Source organism: Jannaschia sp. R86511, from assembly GCF_042466345.1.
Taxonomy (GTDB): Bacteria; Actinomycetota; Actinomycetes; order Actinomycetales; family JBBAYJ01; genus Aquipuribacter.
Map to the genome: position 1 here is coordinate 3,398,206 of NZ_JAXHCD010000001.1, position 26,561 is coordinate 3,424,766.

Here is a 26,561-nt window from a genome sequence, read left to right on the forward strand (position 1 = left end):
ACGGACCTCGACGTTATCAGTCGGCGGGGGCCACCGGGTTTCGCCGCGGGCCGGTGGGACGGACGGCACAGGCCTCGGCGTAGGCGTCGAGGACGTCGACGGCCACGTCGTCCTCGTCGGGCAGCGAGCCGGCCCGGCGGCTGGCCGACTCGGCCAGGGCGAGCGCCCGCGCCGGGTCGCTCAGCAGGTGCGCCACCTCCACCGCGAACGCCTCGAGGTCACCGCCCGGGACCAGCACGCCGGTGTCACCCAGCACGTCCGGCACCCCGCCCACGGCCGTGGACACCACCGGCAGGTGCGCCCGCATGGCCTCCTGCACCGACAGCGCCGGGGCCTCCCAGCGGGAGGTGAGGACGAACACGTCTGCGGCGTGCATGAGCGCCGCGATGTCGTCCCGCGCCCCCAGCAGGTGCACGGGCAGGTCGGCCTCGGCGATGGTCCGCCGCAGCCGCGTCACCACCGGGGCCGGCCCGACGCCGACCACGAGGACCTGCGGGCACGGGTGCAGGCCGCGCCAGCGGGCCGAGGCGTCCAGCAGCAGGTCGTGGTTCTTCTGCGGCACGATCCGCCCGACCGTGAGGATCCAGGGCACGTCGACCGGCAGGCCGAGCTCGGCGGCCAGCGCGGCCCGGACGTCGGCCCGCTCCCCCGCAGGCGGGCGGGCCGCCGGTGCGGCCACCGGGGACAGCCGCGCCCGGCGGGCCCCCAGGCCCTCGGCCCGTCGGAGCAGGTCGCTGCTGGGGGCGAGCGTGACGTCGCTGGAGCGGGCGACCAGCCGCTCCCCCGCGCGCAGCGCCACCCGGCCGCCGTCGCCCGGGTACGGCAGCGAGTGCCACGTGGTCACCAGGGCCGGGCGACGGCGCAGGGTCCGCACGGCCAGCGCCGCGACGGCCCCGGCCCGGAAGCCGTGGGCGTGAACGACGTCGGTGCCGTGGTTGCGCAGGGCGGCGCGCAGCGTGCTGGCCGCCGCCAGGTCGTGGACCGGGCGGACGTCCTCGCCCAGCGGCAGCACGGTCCCGTGGACGTCCACGTCCAGCACGTCGGCGAAGGACGCCAGGACGGCGCGCGACGCGGCCAGGCGCACGTCCACCCCCGCCAGCAGCAGGCGGCGGACCAGGCCCCGGACGTGCACCCGGACGGTCTTGGTCGGCGAGGAGAGCACCACGACGGCGCGGGGGCACCCGGTGGCCCCGTGGGGCGGCGTCGCACCGCCGGCCACCGTCGGGGTGGGCCTGGTCGTCACTGCCGGGACCTCCTGACCGCGCGGGCCGAGCCCCCGGGCCCGGTCGGGCCGGGGTGCTCGACGTCGTGGGCAGACGGTAGCCCGGGGCCCCCGGGCACGGTCGAGCCGGGTGCGGCCGGCCGCGCGCCTAGCCTCCGGAGCCGCCGGTTCCCGTCCACGGCCAGCCGCGGGCCGCCTCGGCCAGCCCGGCCAGCTGGTCCTGGCCCCAGGGGGTGGCCGCGGCGACCGACAGGCCCGCCACCAGGACGGCCAGCACCAGCAGCAGCACCGTGGCCCAGTGCCGGCGCGGCTGGTGCAGGAGCGCGACCGTGCCGGCGTCGACCAACGTGCCGCCCGCCCGCAGCCGGGTCAGGAACGAGCTCGCCGACCCGGACCGGCCACGGTCGAGGAACTCCTCGAGCGTGGCGTGGGAGCCGACGGTGACGATGCAGCCCGCCCCGTTGCCGTGGGCCAGCAGGATGGCGGTGTCCTCGGTGCTCAGCCGGGACTCGAACCGGCTGCTGCCCGGGTCGGACGACGACGGCGCCGCCCCGCCCGGACGGCAGTGCACGACGACGTGGGCCCCGGACGACAGCGCTGCCACCCCGGCGGGCACCCCGTCGCCGGCGTCGGCGTCGGTCACCACGACGTCGGGACGCAGCCCGGCCTCCACCAGCGCGTCGGCGCCGCTCTCCACCCCGACGAGGACCGGTCGCCGCTCCGCCACGAAGGTCCTGAGCCGGCGCAAGTCCTCCCGGTGCCCGTACCCGGCGGCCACGACCACCACGGGCCGGCCCGCCAGCCGGACGGGCAGCTGCGGGACGCCGTCACCCTCCAGCAGCAGGTCGCGCTCGACCGACAGCACCTGGGCCGTGCTCTCGGCGAAGGCCTCCAGCTGGGTGGTCATGCTGCGGGCCGCCTGCTCCACGGCCGCCCGGACGCCGGCGAGGTCCTGCACCCGGCCCTGCAACGGCACCTGGGTGTCGACCCAGCGGTCACGTCCGGCCCCCACGAGCACCCGGCCGTCGTCGACGCGCACCGTGGTGCCGTCGGGGAAGGTGTCCATCAGGTGCGGCCCGAGCCGGTCCACGAGCGGGATCCCGGCCTCCAGCAGCAGCTCGGGGCCCCGGTGGGGGTAGCGGCGCGAGGTCGCGTCCCCGGCCAGCAGCACCGCCGCGGGGGCGCGGTCGACCAGGGCCTGCGCGGTCGCGCGGTCGAGGTGGGGCAGGTCCAGGACGGCGACCTCACCGGCGCGCCGACGCCCCCGGGGCAGGTGGCCGGTCTCGGCGACCCGCGCGGTGCCGACCACCCCGAGGTCGTCCGGCTGGGACCGGCGTCGTCGCAGGAGGGTCCTCATGCGCTCGAGCGTGTCACGCCCCCCGGCGACGGGCCGGCTGCCGGGACGGCGCGTCGCGCATCTGCGCCGCGGTGGCCAGCAGCTCCTCGGCGTGGGCCGCGGCCGTGGTGGACGTGCCGAGGCCGGCGAGCATCCGGGCGATCTCCTGCACGCGCTCCGCCCCCTGCACGGCGGCCACGTCGGACACGGTGCCCGTGCCGTCGTCGGCCTTGGTGACCACGAGGTGGTGGTCGGCGAAGGCCGCGACCTGGGGCAGGTGGGTGACGACGACGACCTGGCCGCCGTCGGCCAGCCGGGCCAGCCGCCGGCCGATCTCGACCGCGGCCTCGCCCCCGACCCCGGAGTCCACCTCGTCGAACACGTAGGTGCCCACCGGCTCCGCGGCGGTCGTGACCACCTCGACGGCGAGCATGACCCGGGACAGCTCACCGCCGGAGGCCGACCGGGCCAGCGGGCGCGCCTCGGCGCCGGAGTGCGAGGCCAGCAGGAACTCGACGTCGTCGGCCCCGTCGGGACCGGGCTCGCCCGGGCGGACCTCGACCTGCAGCCGGGCCCGTCCCAGCGCCAGCTGTCCCAGCTCGGTCGTCACCGCGGCGGCCAGGCGGTCGGCGGCCTCCCGGCGCGAGGTGTGCAGCCGCCCGGCCAGCCCGGTCACCTCGGCCCGGGCCTGCTCGACCTGCTGGCGCAGCCGCTGGGGCAGGCCGTCGTCGTCCAGCTCGTCGAGCCGGGTCCGGGCCTGCTTCGCCCAGACGGCGGCCTGCTCGAGGTCGCCGTGCGAGCGCAGCAGCGGGGCCAGGTCGTTGCGCCGGGCGTCGACGTCGGCCAGGCGGGCGGGGTCCGCGTCGACGCCGGAGGCGTACCCGGCCAGGTCGGTGCCCAGGTCGGTGGTGAGGTAGGTGAGCTCGGCGACCCGGTCGGCCAGCTCGGCCGCCCGCGGGTCGTGCTCGCGCACCGCCTCCAGGGCGTTGCGGGCCGCGGCCAGCAGGCCCTGCGCCCCGGGCGTGGTCCCCTCGTCGTCACCGGCGACGGCGGCCAGCGCCTCGTGCCCGGCGCGCTGCAGCTCGTCGGCGTGGGCCAGGCGCTCCCACTCCTCGTTCAGCTCGTCGGCCTCCCCCGGCACCGGCTGCACCCGGTCGTAGTCGGCCAGGGCGAGGCGCAGCATCTGCGCCTCCTGCGCCCGTTCCCGGGCCCGGGCGTCCACCTGCGCGAGCTCGGCAGCCAGCCTGCGGTGCTCCCCCCAGGCGGTCCGGTAGGACGCGAGCAGCCGGCCGTGCCCGGCCCCGGCGTAGCCGTCGAGCAGGGCCCGCTGGTGCGTGGTCGAGCGCAGCCGCAGCTGGTCGGACTGCCCGTGGACGGTGACCTCCTGCTCGGTGACCGAGCCCAGCACCGACACCGGGACCGAGCGCCCACCGGCCCAGGCCCGCGCCCGTCCGTCGGCCGGCACGGAGCGGGCCAGCAGCAGGGCGTCGTCGTCGAGCTCGCCGCCGGCCTCCAGCGCGAGCCGCGCGGCCTCGCCGTCCACGGGCACCCGCAGCAGGCCGTCGACCGTCGCGGCCCGGGCGCCGGCGCGGACCAGGGCCGGGTCGGCCCGGACGCCCAGCAGCAGGCCCAGGGCCGTGACGACCATGGTCTTGCCGGCCCCCGTCTCGCCCGTCAGCACGTTGAGGCCCGGGTGCAGCGGCAGCGTGGCGTCGGCGATGACGCCGAGGTCGCGGATGCGCAGCTCCTCGATCACGACCCGGCCCCCGGTCCGCGCCAGCCGTTGACGGGCAGCCGGAACCGCTGCACCAGCCGCTCGGTGAAGCCCGTGGCGGACAACCGGGCCAGCCGGACCGGCACCTCGCCGCGCCGCACCTCGACCCGGGCCCGTTCGGGCAGGTCGACCGAGCGCCGCCCGTCGGCCCAGAGCACCCCGGGCCCGCCGAGCCCGGGGACGGTCTCGACGGCCACGACGCTGCTGGTGCCGACCAGGAGCGGGCGGGCGAACAGGGCGTGGGCGCTGAGCGGGACCACCAGCATGGCCTCTACCTCGGGCCACACCACCGGACCGCCTGCGGAGAAGGCGTAGGCGGTCGAGCCCGTGGGGGTGGCGGTGACGATGCCGTCGCAGCCGAAGCGGGTCAGCGGCCGGCCGTCGACCTCCAGGATGATCTCCAGCATCCGCTGCCGGCTCGCCTTCTCCACCGCGACCTCGTTGAGGGCCCAGGTGCGGGCCACCTCTCGGCCCGCGTCGAGCACGACCACGTCGATGGTCATCCGCTCCTCGACGTCGTAGTCGCCGGCCAGCAGCCGCTCGACGGTGTCGGCGAGGCCGTCGAGCTCGCTCTCGGCCAGGAACCCCACGTGGCCCAGGTTGACGCCGAGCAGGGGGGCCGGCGTGCCGCGCACGATCTCGGCCGCGCGCAGGATCGTGCCGTCGCCGCCCAGGACCAGCACGAGGTCCACCCCGTGCAGGACCTCGGGCGAGGGGGCACCCACCTCGTCGACGGGGACGTGGCGGAACTCGCCGGTCACCTCGGCGTAGTGCATGGCCGCGGCCAGGGCCTGGGCCTGGTCCTCGCCGACCACCACGTCGACCCCGGCCGAGGCCAGCGCCGACACGACGGACACGACGGCCTGCAGGGCCTGCTCCCGACCGGTGTGGGCGATGACCAGGACGCTGCGCGGCGCCAACCGCTCGCGGCCGCTCACGACTGCTCCCCCGGGCCCGGGTCGTCGGCCGCGCCGGTGGGCCCCTCGACGACGGCCCGCTCGACCTCGGCGCGGTCCCGTCCCGGACCTCCGTCGCCTCCCGGACCGGTGCCGGCCGCCCCGCTGTCCTCGGCCCGACGCAGCAGCACGAAGTACTCGACGTTGCCGGACGGGCCCGGCAGCGGGCTGGCCGTCGCCGCGACGAGCCGTCGTCCCAGCGTCCTGGCCTGCTCGACCACCGACAGCACCGCCGCCGCCCGCAGGGCCGGGTCACGGACCACCCCGCCGGCCCCGACCTTGTCGCGACCGACCTCGAACTGCGGCTTGACCATGAGCAGGTGCGCGGCGTCGGGCGTGGCGGTGCCGACGAGGGCCGGCAGCACCAGGGCCAGGGAGATGAACGACAGGTCGGCGACGACCAGGTCCGGGGCCGGGTCGAGCCAGCCCGGACCCAGCTCGCGCACGTTGGTCCGCTCGCGCACCTGCACCCGCTCGTCCGTGCGCAGCGGCCAGGCCAGCTGGCCGTAGCCGACGTCGACGGCGTGGACCACCGCGGCCCCCCGGGCCAGCAGCATCTGGGTGAACCCGCCCGTGCTGGCGCCCGCGTCCAGGCACACGGCGTCCTGGACCACCGGGGCCAGGCCGCGGGCGGCCAGCGCGTCCAGGGCGCCGTCGAGCTTGCCGGCGCCCCGGCCCACCCAGCGGTCCGACGGCTCGGGCTCCGTGACGAGCACGGCCGCCGCGGCGTCGACCTGGGTCGCGGGCTTCTCGGCGCGCTGCCCGGCCACGCTCACCCGACCGGAGGCCACCAGCTCACCGGCGTGCTCCCGGCTGCGCGCCAGCCCGCGACGGACCAGCTCGACGTCGAGGCGTCGTCTCACGCCCGGTCGGTCCCCGGGGCGCCCGCGGTCGCGGTGAGGCGGGCGTCCAGGGCGTCCGCCGTCGCCTCGAGGCGGGCCACGGCGACCGCGAGGTCGTCGAGGTCCTCGACGGCGTCCCTCGTCTGGTCGTGGCCGGTGTCCGCCTGCATGGACCCGACCGTACCCGTCACCGTGGACGACGCACGCCCTCACCCCGGGGCTGGGGACAGCTGCCGGGACCACCTGGACAGCGCCTCGTCGCGCTCGTCGTCCGACAGGCCGGCGTCGAGCTCCGCCCAGGCCCGGTGGAGGCCCCGGGTGAGCGCGTCGGCCGCGTCGTGCCCAGGCCCGGGCCACAGGTCACCCAGGTCCTGCAGCAGGCGGTCGGGCCGGTGGCTCGGCTCCGCCCGCAGCGCGTCGAGCACCCCGTGGACCCCGGTCAGCACCAGGGCCGTCCGTTGCCCGGCCGCACGTCCCCCCGCCACGTCGGTGTCGAGACGGTCGCCGACGACCAGCGGGGTGACCGCCCCGCACGACTGCGCCGCGACGGTGAACAGGTGAGGCCCGGGCTTGCCGGCCACGGCGTCCGGTCGACGGCCGGCGGCCTCGGCGACCGCGCGCACGAGCAGGCCGTTGCCGGGCGCGATCCCCCAGGCCGTGGGGATGGTGGCGTCCAGGTTGGTGGCCACCCAGGGCACGCCCTGCGCCACCAGGCGGCTGGCGGTGGCCAGGTCCTCCCAGGTGGTCGCCGGCGAGAACCCCTGCACCAGCGCCGCCGGCGTCCCGTCGAGACGGGACACGTGCTCGGCGGTCAGCCCGGCCTCGGTGACGGCCTGGAGCAGGCCCTGCCCGCCCGCCACCGCCACCCGGTCGCCGTCGTCCAGGCCGAACCGGCCGCGCAGCAGGCCGACCGCGGCGCGGGGCGAGGCGAGCACCTCCTCGGCGGTGGCGGCCACACCCACCGACACCAGCTTGTCGGCCACCTGCTGCGGGGTGCGGAAGGCGTTGTTCGTGACGAACCGCAGGGCCACGCCGTCCGCGCGCAGCCGGGCCAGCGCCTCGGGGGCCCCGGGGACCGCGCCGTCGCCGGCGTAGACGACGCCGTCGAGGTCCAGCAGCAGCGCGTCGTGCTCAGGACTCCGCACGGGGGCTCCCCTCGGCGACCGTCCGGGCCCGGGCCAGCAGGGCCTGGTACTCCGCCCGACCGGGACGCATGACGTCGGCCATGACCAGGTGCGGCAGCGCGTCGGCGTGCCGGCCGAGGCGCACCAGGCTCGCCCCCAGCCCGAAGCGGGCGTAGTCGGAGTCCGGGCTGCTCTCCACCAGGTCGGCGAACAGGTCGCGGGCGGCGACGAAGCGGCCGGACTCGAACTCGGCCCGGGCCAGCGTCTCCACCAGCTCCGGCGAACCCGGCTCCTCGGCGACGGCGTGGCGCAGCAGCGTGGCCGCCGCCCCGGCGTCGCCGCGGGCCAGCAGCGCCCGGGCGCGGGAGAGCCAGTCGTAGACGTCCCCGGCCGGTCGCCTCACGTCGCCGGCCGCCACGTCCTCGGGGCTGCCGTCCCGGCTGCCATCCGGACCGCCGTCCGGGCCACCGTCCGTGATGCCGTCCGTGGTGCCGTCCGTGGTGCCGTGTCCGGGCTCCTGGGCTGCACCCACCGGCCACCTCCGTTCCTGTCGGGTCGCACCGCCGGAGGACCGTACGATGCCGGGCATGATCACCGGGACGGCGGGGGTCTCGCCGGTCCGGCTTCTCCATCCTGACCCCGAGGCGGCCCGGCACGACAGCCGGCTCCGGGATGCGGGCTGGACCGAGCACGGTCGTGACCTGCTCGCACCCCCCGCGGTGTTCGCCGTCGAGCTCGACTCCCCCGCGGCCGTCGTCCGCGGCGTGGTGGCGGTCTGGGACGTCACCGACCCGCCGTCGAGCGGTGGGCTGCTGCCCCACGAGCAGACCGACGGCAAGGCGGTCCGCCGTCGGGTCAGGGCGCTGCGCACCGCCCACGTGGACCGCGACCCGCTGCTGCTGACCCACCGCGGTGCCGGTCGGGTCGCCGACCTGGTGGACGGGCGGACGACGCCGGTGTACGAGGTGACCGAGCGCGACCGGCACGTCCGGGTGCTGCAGGTGGACGGGCACGCCGGCGACGCCGTCCTGGCGGAGCTGCGCGGCGGTCGGTACCTGGTGGCGGACGGGCACCACCGGCTGGCCGGGGCGGTGCAGCTGCGCACGGAGGGGCACCGGGCGCAGGTGACGGCGCTGGTGGTGGACGCCGACGACTCGCCGCTGGCGCTGGGTCCCGTGCACCGGGTCATGCTGGACCGCCAGGGCCGAGACCGGGTCGGCGACGACGTGGTGCAGGAGGTGCTGGAACGCTGCCGCGCGGTCGGCGCCGTGGCCGAGCCCGCCGGCCCGGACGCGGCCGGTCAGGGCTCGGTCACCCTGCTGCACGGGGAACGGACCTGGCTGGTGGCCTGGCCCCAGCACCCTGGGACCGACGTGACGACCCTGGTCGAGCACGTGCTGGAGGACACCACGGGCTCACGCACCCGGCGTGAGCCCGACACGGCGGTCGCCGAGGCCTCGGCCCGGCACGGTGCGTTGACCGCCCTGCTCCCCGCCCCGGACCTGGACGAGGTACTGCGGCTGGCCGCGCGGGGCGCCCTGCTGCCCTACAAGGCGACGGCCTTCGAGCCCAAGCTCCCCTCGGGGGCGCTCGTGCGCCCCCTGGAGGCCTGGCAGCCCGGTCCGGTCCGGAGCTCGTCGACCTGACCCGGCGTCACTCCGGGCGGCCGAGACCGCCGTCCACCCGCTCGTCCTGCTCGTCCTCCGGGTCGAGGTCCACGATGTCACCGACGGAGCCGTCCGCCGCGTCGTCGACCTCCAGGCCCGCGGGCGCCGCCGGATGGGACGCCGCCCGACGCCGCCAGACGGCGGCCTCGTCGAGTCGTCCGGCGTCGGCCAACGCCTCCGCGTAGCCGGCGACGAGGCGGTAGTGCCACTCCTGCTTGTGCCGGGCCTCGAGCTCCGGGACCTGCAGCGTCAGCACGGCCGCGTCGGCCTGCCCCAGGTCCTTGCGGGCCCCCGAGGCCACGAGGAGCATCTCGATGCGCCCCTCGAGGTCCAGACGGCCGGCCTCGGGCGAGGCCGCCAGCTCCAGCGCCCGCTCGGGACGGCCCAGTCCGCGCTCGCAGTCGGCCAGCACGGGCAGGGTGTCGTTCCGACCGCTGATGCGTCGCGCGGCCTTCAGGTCCTTCGAGGCCAGGTCGTAGCGGCCGCAGCGGTAAGCGATGACGCCGGCCGCCTCACGGGCCGCGGCGAGCCGGGCGCCGGCGACCCGCACCACGGCGATGTGCCCGAGCGCCGTGTCGACGTCGCCCTCGTCGGCCGCCACGTAGGCGGCCACCAGCCGACGCGCCACCTCGGTCGAGCGACGCTCGCCCAGGGCCTCGAACTCGCGCAGCACGTGCCGGTCGAGGGCACCTTCGGTCGCCCAATCCGGGATGGGGGGCCCGAGCGGCACCACGGCCCGCTCGTCGCGTGCCCCGTGAGGACCCGGCTCGAACGCCTCCCGCGACTGGCTGGGTCGGTTCGGGGCACCGCCACGGCCGCCCGAACGCTCCGGACGGCCGGTGCCGCGATCGGGCCGACCGGCTCCGGCAGAGCCACCACGCGGCGGACCGTCCCGACGAGGGCCGCCCTCACCACGCGGCGGACCGTCCCGACGGGGACCGCCCTCACCACGCGGCGGACCGTCCCGACGGGGACCGCTGCCGCCGCCTCGAGCGGGGCCGCCCGGCCGTCCACCACGGGACGGGGGCCGGCCGCTGCCGGATCCGCTGGGTCGTGAATTGCTGACCATCATGTCTCCTCGTGAACGCACGATAGGCCGCCCCAATCGGGGCGGCCTATCGTAAAGAATGTCCGGCGGTGACCTACTCTCCCACACAGTGTCCCGTGCAGTACCATCGGCGCAGAAGGGCTTAGCTTCCGGGTTCGGAATGGGACCGGGCGTTTCCCCTTCGCCATGACCGCCGAAACTCTATCGAGATGTCAGGAACCGACACACCACCCGCAAGCACACACTCGTGCTCACGATGGTCTGTCGGGCCCCCGTATCCCGGGAACCGCATAGTGGACGCGAAACAAATCGTTGTAATCAAGTCATCGGCTTATTAGTACCGGTCAGCTGCACGTGTTACCACGCTTCCACCTCCGGCCTATCAACCCAGTAGTCTAGCTGGGAGCCTCTCGGGCCTAAACCCATGGAGATCTCATCTTGAAGCAGGCTTCCCGCTTAGATGCTTTCAGCGGTTATCCCTTCCCAACGTAGCTAATCAGCGGTGCTCCTGGCGGAACAACTGACACACCAGAGGTTAGTCCGTCCCGGTCCTCTCGTACTAGGGACAGCCCTTCTCAAATCTCCAACGCGCACAGCGGATAGGGACCGAACTGTCTCACGACGTTCTAAACCCAGCTCGCGTGCCGCTTTAATGGGCGAACAGCCCAACCCTTGGGACCGACTCCAGCCCCAGGATGCGACGAGCCGACATCGAGGTGCCAAACCATGCCGTCGATATGGACTCTTGGGCAAGATCAGCCTGTTATCCCCGGGGTACCTTTTATCCGATGAGCGACCGCGTTTCCATTCACCACGGCCGGGTCACTAGTTCCGACTTTCGTCCCTGCTCGACTTGTCAGTCTCGCAGTCAAGCTCCCTTGTGCACTTACACTCAACACCTGATTGCCAACCAGGCTGAGGGAACCTTTGAGCGCCTCCGTTACATTTTAGGAGGCAACCGCCCCAGTTAAACTACCCACCAGGCACTGTCCCTGATCCGGATTACGGACCGAAGTTAGATGTCCAGAACGACCAGAGTGGTATTTCAACGTTGACTCCACCGACACTAGCGTGCCCGCTTCACAGTCTCCCACCTATCCTACACAAGCCGTTCCGAACACCAATACCAAGCTATAGTAAAGGTCCCGGGGTCTTTCCGTCCTGCTGCGCGTAACGAGCATCTTTACTCGTAGTGCAATTTCGCCGAGTCTGTGGTTGAGACAGTGGAGAAGTCGTTACGCCATTCGTGCAGGTCGGAACTTACCCGACAAGGAATTTCGCTACCTTAGGATGGTTATAGTTACCACCGCCGTTTACTGGCGCTTAAGTTCTGAGCTTCACCCACGAATGAGTTAACCCGTCCCCTTAACGTTCCAGCACCGGGCAGGCGTCAGTCCGTATACATCGTCTTGCGACTTAGCACGGACCTGTGTTTTTAGTAAACAGTCGCTTCTCCCTGGTCTCTGCGGCCATCAGCGCTCTCACGCCTCCGGCCCCCCTTCTCCCGAAGTTACGGGGGCATTTTGCCGAGTTCCTTAACCACAGTTCACTCGATCGCCTTGGTATTCTCTACCTGACCACCTGAGTCGGTTTGGGGTACGGGCGGCTAGAACCTCGCGTCGAAGCTTTTCTAGGCAGCATAGGATCACCCATCTTCCCGCATACGCGGTCACTATCGCGCCTCAGGTACGTAGAGCACGGATTTGCCAATGCTCAACCCTCGGACACTTGGACGGGGACAACCATCGCCCCGCGGAGGCTACCTTCCTGCGTCACTCCTGTTAATACGCTTACCTACTACAGATCTGGGTCGCACGATCCACCCACCCCAGCAAGCTGGGACAAGCTTCATGGTGCTCAGCATCGTCTGCCTCGATATGGGCGGTTCTTCGCCGGTACGGGAATATCAACCCGTTGTCCATCGACTACGCCTGTCGGCCTCGCCTTAGGTCCCGACTTACCCAGGGCGGATTAACCTGGCCCTGGAACCCTTGGTCATTCGGCGGACGGGTTTCTCACCCGTCTTTCGCTACTCATGCCTGCATTCTCACTCGTGTGGCGTCCACGACTGGGTTACCCCGCCGCTTCACTCGCCACACGACGCTCCCCTACCCATCCACACGCCTGGACCCGGATCAAGTCCGGATCGGGCTGAAGTGTGAATGCCACGGCTTCGGCGGTGTGCTTGAGCCCCGCTACATTGTCGGCGCGGAATCACTTGACCAGTGAGCTATTACGCACTCTTTCAAGGGTGGCTGCTTCTAAGCCAACCTCCTGGTTGTCTGGGCAACTCCACATCCTTTTCCACTTAGCACACGCTTAGGGGCCTTAGCCGGTGGTCTGGGCTGTTTCCCTTTCGACTACGGAGCTTATCCCCCGCAGTCTCACTGCCTCGCTCTCACTTACCGGCATTCGGAGTTTGGCTGACGTCAGTAACCTGGTGAGGCCCATTAGCCATCCAGTAGCTCTACCTCCGGTAAGAAACACGAGACGCTGCACCTAAATGCATTTCGGGGAGAACCAGCTATCACGAAGTTTGATTGGCCTTTCACCCCTACCCACAGCTCATCCCCCAGGTTTTCAACCCTGGTGGGTTCGGTCCTCCACGCGGTCTTACCCGCGCTTCAACCTGGCCATGGGTAGATCACTTCGCTTCGGGTCTAGATCACGCGACTCAACCGCCCTATTCGGACTCGCTTTCGCTACGGCTTCCCCACACGGGTTAACCTCGCCACGTAACACTAACTCGCAGGCTCATTCTTCAAAAGGCACGCTGTCACCCCGTAAGGCTCCAACGGCTTGTAGGCACACGGTTTCAGGTACTATTTCACTCCCCTCCCGGGGTACTTTTCACCTTTCCCTCACGGTACTTGTCCGCTATCGGTCATCAGGGAGTATTTAGGCTTACGAGATGGTCCTCGCAGATTCACACGGGATTTCTCGGGCCCCGTGTTACTTGGGATCCCTCCAGGGCCGCCATGCCATTTCGCCTACGGGGGTCTCACCCTCTGTGCCGGACCTTCCCAAGTCCTTCGGCTATGACACGAACGTCACCCTGCTGGAACGGCAGTCCCAGCCAGGAGGTCCCACGACCCCGCCCACGCAACGCCTGCCGGCTATCACACGTGAACGGTTTAGCCTGATCCGCTTTCGCTCGCCACTACTCACGGAATCGCTGTTGCTTTCTCTTCCTGAGGGTACTGAGATGTTTCACTTCCCCTCGTGCCCTCCGCACGCCCTATGTGTTCAGGCGTGGGTGACTGGACATGACTCCAGCCGGGTTGCCCCATTCGGAAATCCTCGGATCACAGGTCGGTTACCACCTACCCGAGGCTTATCGCAGGTTCCTACGTCCTTCATCGGCTCCTGATGCCAAGGCATCCACCGTGTGCCCTTATCAACTTGGCCACAAAGATAAAGATGCTCGCGTCCACTATGCAGTTCTCAAGAAACGGGAGGTCCCCTGCAGCACCTCGGCGCCTACCAACCCACCACCAGCCCGACCTGAGCTTCCAGGCACTCGAGCAGGTGTTCACGTAGGTGGCGGTTCGACCGACCACAGGGTCCCCGGAGTTCGTGACCGCAGCCACTCCCTCAGGACCCAACAGCGCGCCAAGCGACCAGACCCCGTCGATGTCGTTCCATCCCCCACAGCAAGCTGCAGGGAAGTACTGGACACACGAGAACCCGATCGCCAACTAATTGATGTATCCACCCATGAGCCACCCCTCGGAGACGAACGCCCCGAGCGGGCACTGGACAACCCCCACCGAAGTGACGGCTGCCAAGATGCTCCTTAGAAAGGAGGTGATCCAGCCGCACCTTCCGGTACGGCTACCTTGTTACGACTTCGTCCCAATCGCCAGTCCCACCTTCGACGGCTCCCTCCCACAAGGGGTTGGGCCACCGGCTTCGGGTGTTACCGACTTTCGTGACGTGACGGGCGGTGTGTACAAGGCCCGGGAACGTATTCACCGCAGCGTTGCTGATCTGCGATTACTAGCGACTCCGACTTCATGGGGTCGAGTTGCAGACCCCAATCCGAACTGAGACCGGCTTTTTGGGATTCGCTCCACCTTACGGTTTCGCAGCCCTTTGTACCGGCCATTGTAGCATGCGTGAAGCCCAAGACATAAGGGGCATGATGATTTGACGTCATCCCCACCTTCCTCCGAGTTGACCCCGGCAGTCTCCTATGAGTCCCCGGCATAACCCGCTGGCAACATAGAACGAGGGTTGCGCTCGTTGCGGGACTTAACCCAACATCTCACGACACGAGCTGACGACAACCATGCACCACCTGTACACCGACCTTGCGGGGCACCCATCTCTGAGTGTTTCCGGCGTATGTCAAGCCTTGGTAAGGTTCTTCGCGTTGCATCGAATTAATCCGCATGCTCCGCCGCTTGTGCGGGCCCCCGTCAATTCCTTTGAGTTTTAGCCTTGCGGCCGTACTCCCCAGGCGGGGCGCTTAATGCGTTAGCTGCGGCACGGAATCCGTGGATAGGACCCCACACCTAGCGCCCAACGTTTACGGCATGGACTACCAGGGTATCTAAGCCTGTTCGCTCCCCATGCTTTCGCTCCTCAGCGTCAGTTACGGCCCAGAGATCCGCCTTCGCCACCGGTGTTCCTCCTGATATCTGCGCATTCCACCGCTACACCAGGAATTCCGATCTCCTCTACCGCACTCTAGTCCGCCCGTACCCACTGCAGATCCGAGGTTAAGCCTCGGACTTTCACAGCAGACGCGACGAACCACCTACGAGCTCTTTACGCCCAATAATTCCGGACAACGCTTGCACCCTACGTATTACCGCGGCTGCTGGCACGTAGTTAGCCGGTGCTTCTTCTGCTCCTACCGTCACTTTCGCTTCTTCGGAGCTGAAAGAGGTTTACAACCCGAAGGCCGTCATCCCTCACGCGGCGTCGCTGCATCAGGCTTTCGCCCATTGTGCAATATTCCCCACTGCTGCCTCCCGTAGGAGTCTGGGCCGTGTCTCAGTCCCAGTGTGGCCGGTCGCCCTCTCAGGCCGGCTACCCGTCGTCGCCTTGGTGAGCCATTACCTCACCAACAAGCTGATAGGCCGCGAGCCCATCCCTGACCAAAATTCTTTCCACCAACAGACCATGAGGCCGAAGGTCGTATCCGGTATTAGCACCGGTTTCCCGGAGTTATCCCAGAGTCAAGGGTAGGTTGCTCACGTGTTACTCACCCGTTCGCCACTGATCCACCCCGAAGGGCTTCACCGTTCGACTTGCATGTGTTAAGCACGCCGCCAGCGTTCGTCCTGAGCCAGGATCAAACTCTCCATAGATGCATAACCCCCGACCACCGAAGCGGACGGGACATCTGCGTGATTGATCTCGGCATAAACGACCCCCCACTACAGGAGGCCGCCACCATAACGAATCGACACCAACGAACCCCCGAAAGGGAACGCCAGGCCGAACATATCTGGCATCAATTTTTGGCACGCTGTTGAGTTCTCAAGGAGCAGATGCACGCCGCCGGGACCCGCGAAGGTCCGTCTGGGGCTTGTGGCCGCCCGGCCCTGCACCTCTCGGTGACCTGGCCTGTGTCGGGGCCGACCACCTCTCGGTGTTCGGCGCTCCCTGTGGGGCGGCGAAGAGAAAGTTACGGGCGTGCGTCCTGCGGGTCAAATCGGCTGGTCAGAGCCATGATCACCCGATCCGGCGACGTCACCGCGCCGGCAGCACCGCGGCCAGCGTCTTGCGGCCGCGGCGCAGCACGGCCACCCGGCCGTGGACGAAGTCCTCGGCGCCCAGCACGGCGTCCTCCGCCGTCGCCTTGACGTTGTTCACGTGCACCGCTCCCTCGCCGATGGACCGCCGGGCCGCGGACCGGCTGGGCGACAGCCCGGTGGCGGTCAGGGCGTCGACCAGACCGGACCCGACGGGCAGCGTGGCGGAGGGCAGCTCGCCGGCCGCGTCCACCAGGGTGCGCTCGTCCACGCCGCGCGGGTCCTCGCCCCCGAACAGGGCCCGCGCCGCCGCCTCCACGGCCACGACGGCGTCCTCGCCGTGGACCAGCGCCGTCACCTCCGCCGCCAGCCGTCGCTGCGCGGCCCGGGTGTGCGGCCGTTCCGCCACCTCGACCGCCAGCCGGGACGTCTCGTCGTCGTCGAGGAACGTGAAGTACCCCAGGTACCGCATCACGTCCTCGTCGGCGCTGTTGAGCCAGAAACTGGTGGAACGCGTACGGGCTCGTCATGTCCGGGTCCAGCCAGACGGCGCCCCCCTCGGACTTGCCGAACTTGGTGCCGTCGGCCTTGGTGACCAAGGGGGTGCCCATCGCGTGCACGGCCTGCCGTTCCACGCGGTGCAGCAGGTCCACACCGGCGGTCAGGTTGCCCCACTGGTCGGAGCCACCGGTCTGCAGCCGCACCCCGTGCCGGCGGTACAGCTCGAGGAAGTCCGCGGCCTGCAGCAGCTGGTAGCTGAACTCGGTGTAGCTGATGCCGTGCTCGCTGTTCAAGCGCGCGCTGACGGACTCCTTGGCCAGCATCTTGCTGACCCGGAAGTGCTTGCCCACGTCCCGGAGCAGCTCCAGCGCGCTCATCCCCCCGAGCCAGTCGAGGTTGTTGACCATCTGCGCCGCGTTCGGCCCCTCGAAGTCCAGGAACGGGGTCAGCTGGTCGCGGATGCGCCCCACCCACTCCCTCACCTGCTCCTGCGGGTGCAGGGTCCGCTCCGAGGTGGGCCGAGGGTCGCCGATCAGACCGGTCGCTCCCCCCACCAGGGCGTAGGGCCGGTGCCCGTGCTGCTGGAACCGGCGCAGCGTCAGCACCTGGGTCAGGTGGCCGACGTGCAGGCTGGCCGCCGTCGGGTCGAAGCCGCAGTACAGCGACACGGGCCCTCGCGACAGCTCGCTCTGCAGGGCGTCGGCGGGCGTGCTGAGCGCGACCAAGCCCCTTCGCTCGAGGTCCTGCCAGACCGCGCCGGTGGACGTGCTCACGTGGCTCCTCCTCGGAGGTCGTGCTGCTGGTGGCCCTCGGGCCCGGGTCCGTCGGCAGCACGGTACGCGGACGCGTCGGCCGGTGCTGGGACCGTCCCGTCGCTCAGGCCCGACGGTAGGCCGAGACGGTCGGGTCCTCGTCGAGCCAGAACCGCCACGGGTACGTGCCCGCCTCGCCACCGGCCCCGCTCACGCCCACCCGGGCTCCTCGCCGCACCCCCGCCGCCGGCCCTCCCGGGGCGGGCCGCAGCCGCACCGGCCCGTGCGGGTCGAGCAGGTCGACCCCGTCGTGCTCGCGGGTCAGGCCCAGCACGACGGCCAGGCGGGCCGGCCCGCGCGCCAGGTCCCGGTCCCGCCGGCAGACGCCGCGTCCGGTCGTACGCCGCTGCCAGGCGACGTCGTGGCCCTCGACGACCTCACCGGCGCGCAGCAGCACGGCGGCGGCGCTGCCGGCGGGCCCGCACACCACGTTGACGCAGTGGTGCAGCCCCAGGTGCCGGTAGACGTACAGCCGCCCCGGCGGGCCGAACATGACCGCGTTGCGCGCCGTCGGTCCTCGGAAGGCGTGGGAGCCGGGGTCGTCGGCCCCCTCGTATGCCTCGGTCTCGCTGAGGCGCACCGAGACCGTCGCCCCGGCCACGCGGCTGGTCACGACGGCGTCCAGCAGCTGCGGAGCGACCGTGAGCGCCGTCCCGGCGAGGAAGGACCCCACGTCGTCGCTCCCCCGCCGGCTCACCCGGGCTGCGGCCCCCGCGCCCAGGCCAGCGCCTCCTGCAGCTGCGCGCGCAGGCTGGTCCGCTGCTCGCCCACGCGGACCGGGGCGGTGCCGCCGACGGCGTCGCGGGAGGCGATCGCACCCGCCACGTCCAGCACGGAGCGCACGTCGGGTCGCAGGTGCGGGCTGATGGCGGACAGGTCGTCGTCGGACAGCTCGTGCAGCTCGATGCCCCGCTGCTCGCAGGTCTGCACGCACGCCCCCGCGACCTCGTGCGCCACCCGGAACGGCACGCCCTCGCGCACCAGCCACTCGGCCACGTCGGTGGCCAGCGAGAACCCGGCCGGGGCCAGGGAGGCCAGCCGCTCGGTGTCGAAGCGCAGCGTGGCGACCATGCCGGCCATGGCGGGCAGCAGCAGGCCCAGCTGGGCCACGGAGTCGACGACCGGCTCCTTGTCCTCCTGCAGGTCGCGGTTGTAGGCCAGCGGCAGGGCCTTGAGCGTGGCCAGGAGCCCGGTCAGGTTGCCGATCAGGCGCCCGGTCTTGCCCCGGGCCAGCTCGGCGATGTCGGGGTTCTTCTTCTGCGGCATGATCGAGCTGCCGGTGGCCCAGGCGTCGTCCAGGCGGGCGAAGCCGAACTCGTGGGTCGTCCAGATCACGACCTCCTCGGCCAGCCGGGAGACGTCGACCGACGTCATGGCCAGCACCCAGGCCGCCTCGGCGGCCAGGTCGCGCGAGGCGGTGCCGTCGATGGAGTTCTCCACCGGGCGCGAGAACCCCAGCTCGGCGGCGACCATCGCCGGGTCCAGCCCGAGCGAGGTCCCGGCCAGCGCCCCGGAGCCGTACGGGCTCGCGTCGGCGCGGGCGTCCAGGTCGCGCATCCGACCGATGTCGCGCAGCAGGGCCCAGCCGTGCGCCTGCAGGTGGTGGGCCAGCAGGACGGGCTGGGCGTGCTGCAGGTGGGTGCGCCCGGGCATGGGCGCCTCGGGGTGGGCGTCGGCCTGCAGCAGCAGCGCCTCGACCAGCCCTCCGACCTGGGAGGCGACCTGCCGCAGGGCGTCACGCAGCCACATCCGCAGCAGGGTGGCGACCTGGTCGTTGCGGCTGCGGCCCGCGCGCAGCCGCCCGCCCAGGTCCGCGCCCAGCCGCTCGATCAGCCCGCGTTCGAGCGCGCTGTGGACGTCCTCGTCGGTCGGGGCGGGGGCGAAGGTCCCGTCGGCCACGTCGGCGGCCAGCCCGGTGATCCCGGCCAGCAGCCCGTCCCGCTGCTCGTCGTCCAGCAGCCCGGCGCGGTGCAGCACCCGGGTGTGCGCCGCCGAGGCCCGCAGGTCGTAGGGCGCCAGCACCCAGTCGAAGTGGGTCGACACGCTCAGCGCGGCCAGGGCGTCGGACGGCCCGCTGGCGAAGCGGCCGCCCCACAGGGCCCCTCCGGCGGTCGCGCCGGGGACGTGCTGGGGGTGCTGGCGGTCGGGGGCGTCGGGGCTGGTCGGCACGCGTGCTCCTGTCTGGGGCGTTCGGGGGCGGGGTCCTGGCGGTCGGGCCGCCCGCTCAGGTGTGCTGCGGCTCGCTGAGCTCGAGGAACCGCTGCGCGACCGCCGGACCGCCCGCCGGGTCACGGGTGATCACCAGGACGGTGTCGTCGCCCGCGATGGTGCCGAGGACGCCGGACACCACCGCGTGGTCGACCGCCGAGGCCAGGAACTGGGCCGCACCCGGAGGGGTGCGCAGCACCACCAGGTTGGCAGAGGCCTCGGCGCTGACGAGCAGCTCGGCGCAGCGGCGGGCCAGCCGTGCGCCCAGCACGTCCTCACCGACGTCGGCGACCGGGCTGGCGTCGCCGCCCTCGCCCGGCACGGCGTAGACCAGCGTCCCGTCGCCGTGGCGGACCTTGACGGCGCCGACCTCGACCAGGTCGCGCGACAGCGTGGCCTGGGTGACGACGTACCCCGCCGCGGCCAGGACCTCGCCCAGCTGGGTCTGCGAGCGCACGGCCCGCCGGGTGATGGTGTCCACGACGGCGGCCTGCCGGGCGGCCTTGCTGCGGACCACGGGGCGCTCGCCGGCGGCGGCGTCGCCCGTCACGTGGCGCCCTGCGAGCGCTCCAGCAGCCAGACCAGCAGGGCCTTCTGCGCGTGCAACCGGTTCTCGGCCTCGTCCCAGACCGCCGACGTCGGGGCGTCGAGCACCGACGCCTCGACCTCCTTGCCGCGGTAGGCGGGCAGGCAGTGCAGCACCACGGGGTCGGTGCCGGCCGCGGCGAGGGCGGCCTCGGTGACGGCGTAGGGGACGAACGGGGCCTCGCGGTCCAGGGCCTCGTTCTCCTGGCCCATCGAGACCCAGGTGTCCGTGGCGATCACGTCCGCCCCCTCGATCGCGGCCCGCGGGTCCTCGGTCACCATGACCGACCCGCCGGTCAGCGCGGCCCGACGCTCGGCGTCGGCCACCACGTCAGGACGCGGCAGGTAGCCCGAGGGTCCGGCGAGGCGCACGTGCATGCCGGCCGTCGCGCCGGCCAGGGCGTAGGAGTGGGCCATGTTGTTGGCCGCGTCGCCCAGGTAGGTCATGGTCAGCCCGGCCAGCCGGCCGGTGCGCTCCCGAACGGTCTGCAGGTCGGCCAGCAGCTGGCACGGGTGGAAGTCGTCGGTGAGCGCGTTGACCACCGGGACCGTGGCCACGTCGGCCATCCGCTGGATCCGCTCGTGGGCCCCGGTCCGCCAGACCACGGCCTCGACCTGGCGCTGCAGCACCCGGGTGGTGTCCTCGATGGGCTCGCCGCGGCCCAGCTGGGAGCCGGCCGCGTCGATCACCAAGGGGTAGCCGCCCAGCTGGGCCACCCCGACGGAGAAGGAGATCCGGGTGCGGGTGCTGGGCTTGTCGAACAGCACGGCCACGGCCCGGGGTCCCTCGAGCGGGCGGGCCGAGAACGGCTCGGCCTTGAGCCGGTCGGCCAGGTCGAGCACCTCCAGCAGCTCGTCGGGGGCGAGGTCGTCGTCGCGCAGGAAGTGCCTGGGCGTGGGCGAGCCGGTCATGCCGTGCCTCCGGTCGGGGGGCCGCTCCGCTGGAGGACCCGGTCGAGGACGCCCGGCAGGGCGTCGAGGAAGGTGGTGGCCTGGGCGTCGGTCAGGACCAGGGGCGGGGCGAGCCGGACGGCGTCGGGGGCCACGGCGTTGACCACGAACCCGGCCCCGAGCAGCTCGGCGGTCACGTCCCGGGCGACCGGGGCCGACAGCACCAGGGCCAGCAGCAGGCCCTCGCCGCGGACGCCGAGGACCAGGGGGTGGTCCACGGCGACCATGCCGTCGCGCAGCAGGGCCCCCACGTGCCGGGCGCGGTCCAGCAGGCCGTCGCGCTCGATCACGTGGATGGTCGCCAGCGCGGCCGCGGCCGCCACGGGGTTGCCGCCGAAGGTCGTGCCGTGCTGGCCGACACCGAGCAGCCCGGCCACGGCGGGGCCGTAGGCCACGGCCGCCCCGACGGGGATGCCGCCACCCAGGCCCTTGGCGAGGGTGACGACGTCGGGGCGCATGGCCGGGTCGGCCGCGATGGCGTCACCCAGGTGGTGGGGCTGCTGGTGGGCCAACCAGGTACCCGTGCGGCCAGCCCCGGACTGGACCTCGTCCAGCACCAGCAGCGCGCCGTGCTCGCGGGTGAGGCGACGGACGGCCGCCAGGTAGCCGGCCGGCGCCGGGCGAACCCCGCCCTCGCCCTGCACCGGCTCCAGGACCACGGCGGCGACCTCGCCGGCGGAGGTGTCCGCCAGGGCCGCGGCCATCGCCTCGACGTCGCCGAACGGGACGTGCTCCACCCCACCGGGCAGGGGTGCGAACGGCTCCCGGTAGGCGGGGTTGGCGGTCAGCGCGAGCGCCCCCATGGTCCGGCCGTGGAACCCGCCCTCCGCGGCGAGCACCCGGGGCCGACCGGTCCGCCGCGCCATCTTGAACGCCGCCTCGTTGGCCTCCGCCCCGGAGTTGGTGAAGAAGACCCGGCTGCCCTCGGGGGCGTCGCAGGTGCGCAGCAGGGTCTCGGCCAGACCGACCTGGACCGGGGTGGCCGCCAGGTTGGACACGTGACCGAGGGTCGCCAGCTGCGCGGAGACCGCCCCGGTCAGGGCCGGGTGGGCGTGGCCGAGCGCGTTGGTCGCGATGCCGGCCAGCAGGTCGAGCAGCTGGTTGCCGTCCGCGTCCCACAGGTGGGCGCCCTCGCCCCGCACCAGCACGCGCGCCGGTCGCCCGTAGGTCCCCATGACCGACGCGGCGTGGCGGTCGAGCCACTCCTCGCTGCGGGGGCGATCGAGGGCGCCGCCCCGGCTCGTGGTCACCGTCATCTGCATGACTATACATGCCAACGCATGACCGAGTGGCGGCGCGCGCGGCCGGTATGGCAGGTTCCCGGCGTGACCCACGACCCCGGTACGACCACGACCCCCGATCCCCTCGACGTGACGCGGGTGGTCGCCGCCGGACGCCCCGCCGCGGTGACCGTCCGCAGCGGGGTCGTCGAGTGCCTGCACCACGGCGTGGGGGCCGCCGTCCGGCTGGGGGCCGGGGCCCCCGACGACGAGCCCGGGGACCTGGTGGCTCACCTGGGTGACGAGTCGTGGGTGCTGCTGCCCCGCTCGGCGCTCAAGCTGCTGCACGCGGTGGCGTTCCTCGAGGTGGGCCTGGAGGTCGACGACGAGCTGCTGGCGATCGTCTGCGCCAGCCACTCCGGTGAGCCCGGCCACCTGGACGTCGTCCGCCGGCTGCTGGGCCACGCCGGGTTGTCCGAGTCCGACCTGCGGGGCACGCCGGACCTGCCCGTGGACGCCGAGGCGGCCTTCGCGTGGCGGGCCCGCGGGGGCACCGCCTGCGCGCTGACCCAGAAACTGCTCGGGCAACCACGCGGGGATGCTGGCCGCCTCGGTCGCGGCGGGCTGGGACCCCGCGGGCTACACCGGGGCCGAGCACCCGGTGCAGCGGGCGATCGCGGCGACCACGGCCCGCCTCGCCGGGGCGGTGTCCCCCGCCGTGGCCGTCGACGGCTGCGGCGCCCCGGCGTTCGGCACCACCGTGGCCGGGCTGGCGCGCGCCTACGCGGCGCTGGCGGGCGCCCCGGCCGGGACGCCGGAGGCCCGGGTGCGCGACGCGGTGCTGGCCCACCCCTGGCTGGTCGGGGGCACCGGGCGCCGCAACACCGCCCTGATGGGGGCCCTGCCCGGCGTCGCCGTCAAGGACGGCGCCGACGGCGTCATCGCCGCCGGGTGGGCCGCACCCGACGGCACGGGTGTGGGCGTGGCCGTCAAGGTGCTCGACGGGTCGGACCGGGCTCGCGGGGTGCTGCTGGCCGAGGGCATGCGGCGGGCCGGCCTGGACGTCCCGGTGACCACGCCCGGGGTGACCGACGCCGTACTGGGTCACGGCGAGCCGGTCGGTGCGGTCGTCGCGCTGCCGTGGGGCTGACGGGCCCGGACGGGCTCAGCAGAACGGGCAGGAGTGGGGCGCCCCGAGGACGACGACGACCACGGGCACCAGCACGGACAGCCGGCGGCGGCGGTTGAGCCAGCCGAGGAACCGCGCCTGCCAGCCGTCGGCGGGGCCCAGGTCGGGCCCGCCGCGGCGAGCCCGGACGTCGGTGCCCGGGGGGCAGGTGGGGGCGGGGCTCGTCATGGGCGGCAGGGTACGACGCCCGCCTGGGAGCACGGACCCACCCCTCAGGCGGTCACCATCGTGCCGGCCCCGGCGTCGGTGAACACCTCGACGAGCAGGCTGTGGGGCCGCCGCCCGTCGATGACGTACGCGGCGGGCACCCCGCCGCGCACGGCCTCCAGGCAGCCGGCCATCTTGGGCACCATGCCGCTCTGCAGGCGCGGCAGCATCAGCTCCAGGTCGTCGGCGCTGACCTGCGACAGCAGGCTGGCCCGGTCGGGCCAGTCGGCGTACAGCCCCTCCACGTCGGTCAGGACCACGAGCCTCCTGGCCCGCAGGGCGACGGCGAGCGCGGCCGCGGCGGAGTCGGCGTTGACGTTGAGCACCTGCCCGGTGGGCTGCCCGGCGGCGTCGACCTCGGGGGCCACGCTGGACACGACCGGCACGCGACCGGCGTCGAGCAGGTCCATGAGCGAGCTGACGTCGACGTCGGCGACGTCCCCGACCAGGCCGATGTCCACCTCGTGCGTGCTGCCGTCGTCGTCGGTCACCGTCGCGGTCCGGCGGCGGGCGGTGAGCAGCCCCGCGTCCTCCCCCGACATCCCGACGGCGTACGGGCCGTGGGCGTTGACCAGGCCGACCAGCTCGCGCCCGACCGAGCCCGTGAGCACCATCCGCACGACGTCCATCGCCTCGGGCGTGGTGACCCGGTACCCGCCGCGGAACTCGCTGGCGATGCCCATCCGGTCCAGCATCGTGCTGATCTGGGGTCCGCCGCCGTGCACCACGACCGGCCGCAGCCCGGCCAGGCGCAGGAACAGGATGTCGGCCGCGAACGCGGCCTTCAGCTCGTCGTCGACCATGGCGTTGCCGCCGTACTTGACCACGACGAGCGCGCCCTGCAGCTGCTCCAGCCAGGGCAGGGCCTCGACCAGGACGGCGGCCTTGGCCCCGGCGGACTCGAGCTCCTCCGCGCGGCGGGCCGTGGTGCCCCGGGACGGGGCCGGGCGGCCGGGCTGCGTGCCGCTCACGTCGTGTACGCCGAGTTCTCGTGGACGTAGGCGTGGGTCAGGTCGTTGGTCCACACGGTCGCCTCGGCGTCGCCGGCGTGCAGGTCGACGAGGACCGTCACCTCGCGGCCGGACAGGTCGACCCCGGCGCGGTCCTCCCCTGGGCCGCCGGCCCGGCAGACCTGCACCCCGTTGACGGACACGTCGACCTCGAGCGGGTCGAACGCGGCCGCGGTGGTACCCACGGCGGCCAGGATGCGGCCCCAGTTGGGGTCGCGGCCGAAGATGGCGGTCTTGAACAGGGCGCTGCGGGCGATCGCCCGCCCCACCTCGACGCCGTCGTCCTCGGTGGCGGCGTGCACGACGCGGATGGCCACGTCGTGCTCGGCACCCTCGGCGTCGGACAGCAGCTGCATGGCCAGGTCGTGGCAGAGGTCGGTGAGCACGGCCGTGAACGCGGCCTGGTCGGGGGTGACGCCGCCGGCGCCGGAGGCCATCAGGGTGACGGTGTCGTTGGTCGACATGCAGCCGTCGGAATCCAGCCGGTCGAAGGTCACCCGGGTCGCGGCCCGCAGCGCGGCGTCCAGCACGGCGGCGTCCAGCACGGCGTCCGTGGTCAGGTGCACGAGCATGGTGGCCAGGCCGGGGGCGAGCATGCCCGCCCCCTTGGCCATCCCGCCCACCGTCCACCCGTCGGCGGTGCGCACGGCCTGCTTGGCCCGGGTGTCGGTGGTCATGACCGCGGTGGCGGCGGCCAGGGCGTGGGCGTCGTCGTCGCCCAGGTCGGCGGCGGCGGCGCTCATGCCCGCCAGGACGGTGGCCGTGTCCAGCGGCACGCCGATGATGCCGGTGGAGCACACCACGACGTCCCCGCCGCCGACCTCGCGGTCGGCGGTGCCCAGCAGTCCGGCCACGTGCTCGGCCGTACGGTGGGTCACCAGAAACCCGTCGGGGCCCGTGTAGCAGTTGGCGTTGCCGGCGTTGACGGCCACGGCGCGGGCGCTGCCGCTGCGCACGACCTGCTCGCTCCACAGCACCGGGTGCGCCCGGGCGCGGTTGGCGGTGAAGACCGCGGCGACGGCGTCCAGCGGGCCGTCGTTGACCAGCAGCGCCACGTCCGGGCGCCCCGACGGCTTGAGCCCGGCGGTGGCGGCCCCGGCGCGGAAGCCGGCCGGTGCGGTGACGCCCAGCCCGGTCACGGGGCGAGCCCGGTGGTGCTCAGGCCCAGGGTCTCGGGCAGGCCCAGCGCGAGGTTGACACCCTGCACGGCGGCCCCGGCCGTGCCCTTGGTCAGGTTGTCGACGGCGGCGACCACGACGGCGCGTCCGGCCCGGGGGTCGAGGGTGACCTGCAGGTGCACGGTGTTGGCTCCCAGCGTGTCGGCGGTCCGGGGCCAGCGACCCTCGGGCAGCAGGTGGACGAACGGTTCGGCGGCGTAGGTCGCCGACCAGGCTTCCCGCAGCGCCGCGGCGGTGGTGCCGGGGACCACGCGGGCGGTGCAGGTGGCGAGGATGCCCCGGGGCATGGGGGCGAGGGTCGGGGTGAAGGAGACGCCCACCGGGACCCCCGCGGCCAGGGTCAGGTTCTGCTCGACCTCGGGCGTGTGACGGTGCCCGCCGCCGACGCCGTACGGGCTCATCGAACCCATCACCTCGCTGCCGGCCAGGTGGGCCTTGGCGGCCCGACCGGCACCGGTGGTGCCCGACGCGGCCACCACGACGACGTCGTCGGGCTCGAGCAGGCCCTCGGCGAACCCGGGGGCGAGCGCGAGCGACACGGCCGTCGGGTAGCAGCCGGGCACGGCGAGCCGGGCCGGGGCGTGCGGGTCGAGCCCCGGCAGCCGGTGCCGCTGCCGGCTGCCGTCGGCCAGCACGAGCTCGGGCAGGGCGTACGGCCACGCGCCGGCGTGCTCGCCGCCGTAGAACTCCCGCCAGGCCCGGGCGTCGCTGAGGCGGTGGTCGGCGGCCAGGTCGACGACGAGGACGTCGGGACCGAGCTGGGCGGCGACGGCCGCGCTGTGCCCGTGGGGCAGGGCCAGGGCGACCACGTCGTGCCCGGCCAGCGTCACGGCGTCCGTCGGCTGCAGCACCCGTTCGGCCAGCGACGGCAGGTGGGGGTGGTGCTCACCGACCGTGCTGCCCGCGCTGGCGGCGGCGGTCAGCGCGCCCACCTCGAGCTCGGGGTGGCCCAGCAGCAGACGGAGCATCTCGCCGCCCGCGTACCCGCTCGCCCCGGCCAGCGCCATTGTATACGTCACAGTGCAT

20 protein-coding genes, 3 rRNA genes and 3 pseudogenes are annotated in these 26,561 nt (G+C 72.9%); 3 read left to right on the forward strand and 23 right to left on the reverse strand.

Translation table 11 applies throughout. The features are described 5' to 3' along the window. Nucleotides 1–16: 16 nt before the first annotated feature. The 8 genes from SJY06_RS15870 to SJY06_RS15905 all read right to left on the reverse strand — a co-directional run bounded on the left by SJY06_RS15870 (nt 17) and on the right by SJY06_RS15905 (nt 7,786). Nucleotides 17–1,243: a glycosyltransferase family 4 protein gene (locus SJY06_RS15870; protein WP_380168505.1), complete on the reverse strand. Its 1,227-nt coding sequence runs from the start codon at nt 1,241–1,243 to the stop codon at nt 17–19. 127 nt (nt 1,244–1,370) lie between these two features. Continuing rightward, the gene (gene steA, locus SJY06_RS15875) at nt 1,371–2,579 is read right to left on the reverse strand and encodes a putative cytokinetic ring protein SteA (RefSeq protein WP_380168506.1); all 1,209 of its coding nucleotides are present in this window, start codon (nt 2,577–2,579) and stop codon (nt 1,371–1,373) included. A 13-nt stretch (nt 2,580–2,592) separates the two neighbouring features. Beyond that, nucleotides 2,593–4,314 (reverse strand): DNA repair protein RecN, encoded by a 1,722-nt coding sequence (recN, locus tag SJY06_RS15880; RefSeq protein WP_380168507.1) that lies wholly within the window; start codon nt 4,312–4,314, stop codon nt 2,593–2,595. Continuing rightward, nucleotides 4,311–5,270: an NAD kinase gene (locus SJY06_RS15885; RefSeq protein ID WP_380168508.1), complete on the reverse strand. Its 960-nt coding sequence runs from the start codon at nt 5,268–5,270 to the stop codon at nt 4,311–4,313. Before SJY06_RS15885 ends, recN begins: the two co-directional genes overlap by 4 nt. Further along, nucleotides 5,267–6,151, reverse strand: a complete 885-nt coding sequence (locus tag SJY06_RS15890) for a TlyA family RNA methyltransferase (protein WP_380168509.1) — start codon at nt 6,149–6,151, stop codon at nt 5,267–5,269. Before SJY06_RS15890 ends, SJY06_RS15885 begins: the two co-directional genes overlap by 4 nt. Then, on the reverse strand, nt 6,148–6,300 hold the full coding sequence (locus tag SJY06_RS15895) for a hypothetical protein (protein WP_380168510.1): 153 nt from the start codon (nt 6,298–6,300) through the stop codon (nt 6,148–6,150). The genes SJY06_RS15890 and SJY06_RS15895 overlap by 4 nt, the downstream gene beginning before the upstream one ends. A 39-nt stretch (nt 6,301–6,339) precedes the next feature. Next, the gene (locus SJY06_RS15900) at nt 6,340–7,275 is read right to left on the reverse strand and encodes an HAD-IIA family hydrolase (RefSeq protein WP_380168511.1); all 936 of its coding nucleotides are present in this window, start codon (nt 7,273–7,275) and stop codon (nt 6,340–6,342) included. Continuing rightward, nucleotides 7,262–7,786 (reverse strand): tetratricopeptide repeat protein, encoded by a 525-nt coding sequence (locus tag SJY06_RS15905; protein ID WP_380168512.1) that lies wholly within the window; start codon nt 7,784–7,786, stop codon nt 7,262–7,264. The genes SJY06_RS15900 and SJY06_RS15905 overlap by 14 nt, the downstream gene beginning before the upstream one ends. 55 nt (nt 7,787–7,841) lie before the next feature. Here SJY06_RS15905 and SJY06_RS15910 point away from each other — a divergent pair, with 55 nt between their 5' ends. After that, on the forward strand, nt 7,842–8,900 hold the full coding sequence (locus SJY06_RS15910) for a DUF1015 family protein (RefSeq protein ID WP_380168513.1): 1,059 nt from the start codon (nt 7,842–7,844) through the stop codon (nt 8,898–8,900). Nucleotides 8,901–8,907: 7 nt separating this feature from the next. Here SJY06_RS15910 and SJY06_RS15915 read toward each other — a convergent pair whose 3' ends face one another. The 11 genes and pseudogenes from SJY06_RS15915 to SJY06_RS15965 all read right to left on the reverse strand — a co-directional run bounded on the left by SJY06_RS15915 (nt 8,908) and on the right by SJY06_RS15965 (nt 21,987). Beyond that, nucleotides 8,908–9,654, reverse strand: coding sequence for a hypothetical protein (locus SJY06_RS15915; protein WP_380168514.1), 747 nt, complete (start codon nt 9,652–9,654; stop codon nt 8,908–8,910). A gap of 396 nt (nt 9,655–10,050) precedes the next feature. Next, nucleotides 10,051–10,167, reverse strand: a 5S ribosomal RNA gene (gene rrf / locus SJY06_RS15920). Between the two features lie 116 nt (nt 10,168–10,283). Beyond that, a 23S ribosomal RNA gene (locus SJY06_RS15925) occupies nt 10,284–13,377 on the reverse strand. 392 nt (nt 13,378–13,769) lie between these two features. After that, nucleotides 13,770–15,287, reverse strand: a 16S ribosomal RNA gene (locus SJY06_RS15930). Together the 16S, 23S and 5S rRNA genes form the textbook arrangement of a ribosomal RNA operon. A 385-nt stretch (nt 15,288–15,672) precedes the next feature. Next, the gene (locus tag SJY06_RS15935) at nt 15,673–16,146 is read right to left on the reverse strand and encodes a S4 domain-containing protein (RefSeq protein ID WP_380168515.1); all 474 of its coding nucleotides are present in this window, start codon (nt 16,144–16,146) and stop codon (nt 15,673–15,675) included. Between the two features lie 67 nt (nt 16,147–16,213). Next, nucleotides 16,214–17,128 (reverse strand): annotated as a pseudogene (gene tyrS / locus SJY06_RS15940) (tyrosine--tRNA ligase); the annotation flags it as partial. After that, entirely contained in the window at nt 17,052–17,660 is a 609-nt protein-coding gene (locus SJY06_RS15945; RefSeq protein ID WP_380168516.1) for a DNA-3-methyladenine glycosylase, read from the reverse strand. The pseudogene tyrS and the gene SJY06_RS15945, both read right to left, overlap by 77 nt. 20 nt (nt 17,661–17,680) lie before the next feature. Continuing rightward, nucleotides 17,681–19,156, reverse strand: a complete 1,476-nt coding sequence (argH, locus tag SJY06_RS15950; protein ID WP_380168517.1) for an argininosuccinate lyase — start codon at nt 19,154–19,156, stop codon at nt 17,681–17,683. A 55-nt stretch (nt 19,157–19,211) separates the two neighbouring features. Next, the gene (locus SJY06_RS15955) at nt 19,212–19,745 is read right to left on the reverse strand and encodes an arginine repressor (protein WP_380168518.1); all 534 of its coding nucleotides are present in this window, start codon (nt 19,743–19,745) and stop codon (nt 19,212–19,214) included. Further along, nucleotides 19,742–20,692, reverse strand: coding sequence for an ornithine carbamoyltransferase (gene argF, locus SJY06_RS15960; protein WP_380168519.1), 951 nt, complete (start codon nt 20,690–20,692; stop codon nt 19,742–19,744). Before argF ends, SJY06_RS15955 begins: the two co-directional genes overlap by 4 nt. Further along, entirely contained in the window at nt 20,689–21,987 is a 1,299-nt protein-coding gene (locus SJY06_RS15965) for an acetylornithine transaminase (protein WP_380168520.1), read from the reverse strand. The genes argF and SJY06_RS15965 overlap by 4 nt, the downstream gene beginning before the upstream one ends. 24 nt (nt 21,988–22,011) lie before the next feature. On the opposite strand from SJY06_RS15965, the pseudogene SJY06_RS15970 reads away from it, so the two are divergent. Together SJY06_RS15970 and SJY06_RS15975 are read left to right on the forward strand one after the other, a co-directional pair. Then, nucleotides 22,012–22,509 (forward strand): annotated as a pseudogene (locus SJY06_RS15970) (asparaginase); the annotation flags it as partial. A 28-nt stretch (nt 22,510–22,537) separates the two neighbouring features. Continuing rightward, nucleotides 22,538–23,101, forward strand: a pseudogene (locus SJY06_RS15975) (asparaginase); the annotation flags it as partial. Between the two features lie 15 nt (nt 23,102–23,116). Here the strand turns inward: SJY06_RS15975 and SJY06_RS15980 are convergent. The 4 genes from SJY06_RS15980 to argC are packed head-to-tail and all read right to left on the reverse strand — an operon-like array spanning nt 23,117 to nt 26,554. Continuing rightward, nucleotides 23,117–23,308: a hypothetical protein gene (locus SJY06_RS15980; protein ID WP_380168521.1), complete on the reverse strand. Its 192-nt coding sequence runs from the start codon at nt 23,306–23,308 to the stop codon at nt 23,117–23,119. A 44-nt stretch (nt 23,309–23,352) separates the two neighbouring features. Beyond that, nucleotides 23,353–24,318: an acetylglutamate kinase gene (gene argB / locus SJY06_RS15985; protein WP_380168522.1), complete on the reverse strand. Its 966-nt coding sequence runs from the start codon at nt 24,316–24,318 to the stop codon at nt 23,353–23,355. Continuing rightward, nucleotides 24,315–25,496, reverse strand: a complete 1,182-nt coding sequence (gene argJ / locus SJY06_RS15990) for a bifunctional glutamate N-acetyltransferase/amino-acid acetyltransferase ArgJ (protein WP_380168523.1) — start codon at nt 25,494–25,496, stop codon at nt 24,315–24,317. Before argJ ends, argB begins: the two co-directional genes overlap by 4 nt. Continuing rightward, on the reverse strand, nt 25,493–26,554 hold the full coding sequence (gene argC, locus SJY06_RS15995) for an N-acetyl-gamma-glutamyl-phosphate reductase (RefSeq protein ID WP_380168524.1): 1,062 nt from the start codon (nt 26,552–26,554) through the stop codon (nt 25,493–25,495). The genes argJ and argC overlap by 4 nt, the downstream gene beginning before the upstream one ends. Nucleotides 26,555–26,561 lie beyond the last annotated feature (7 nt).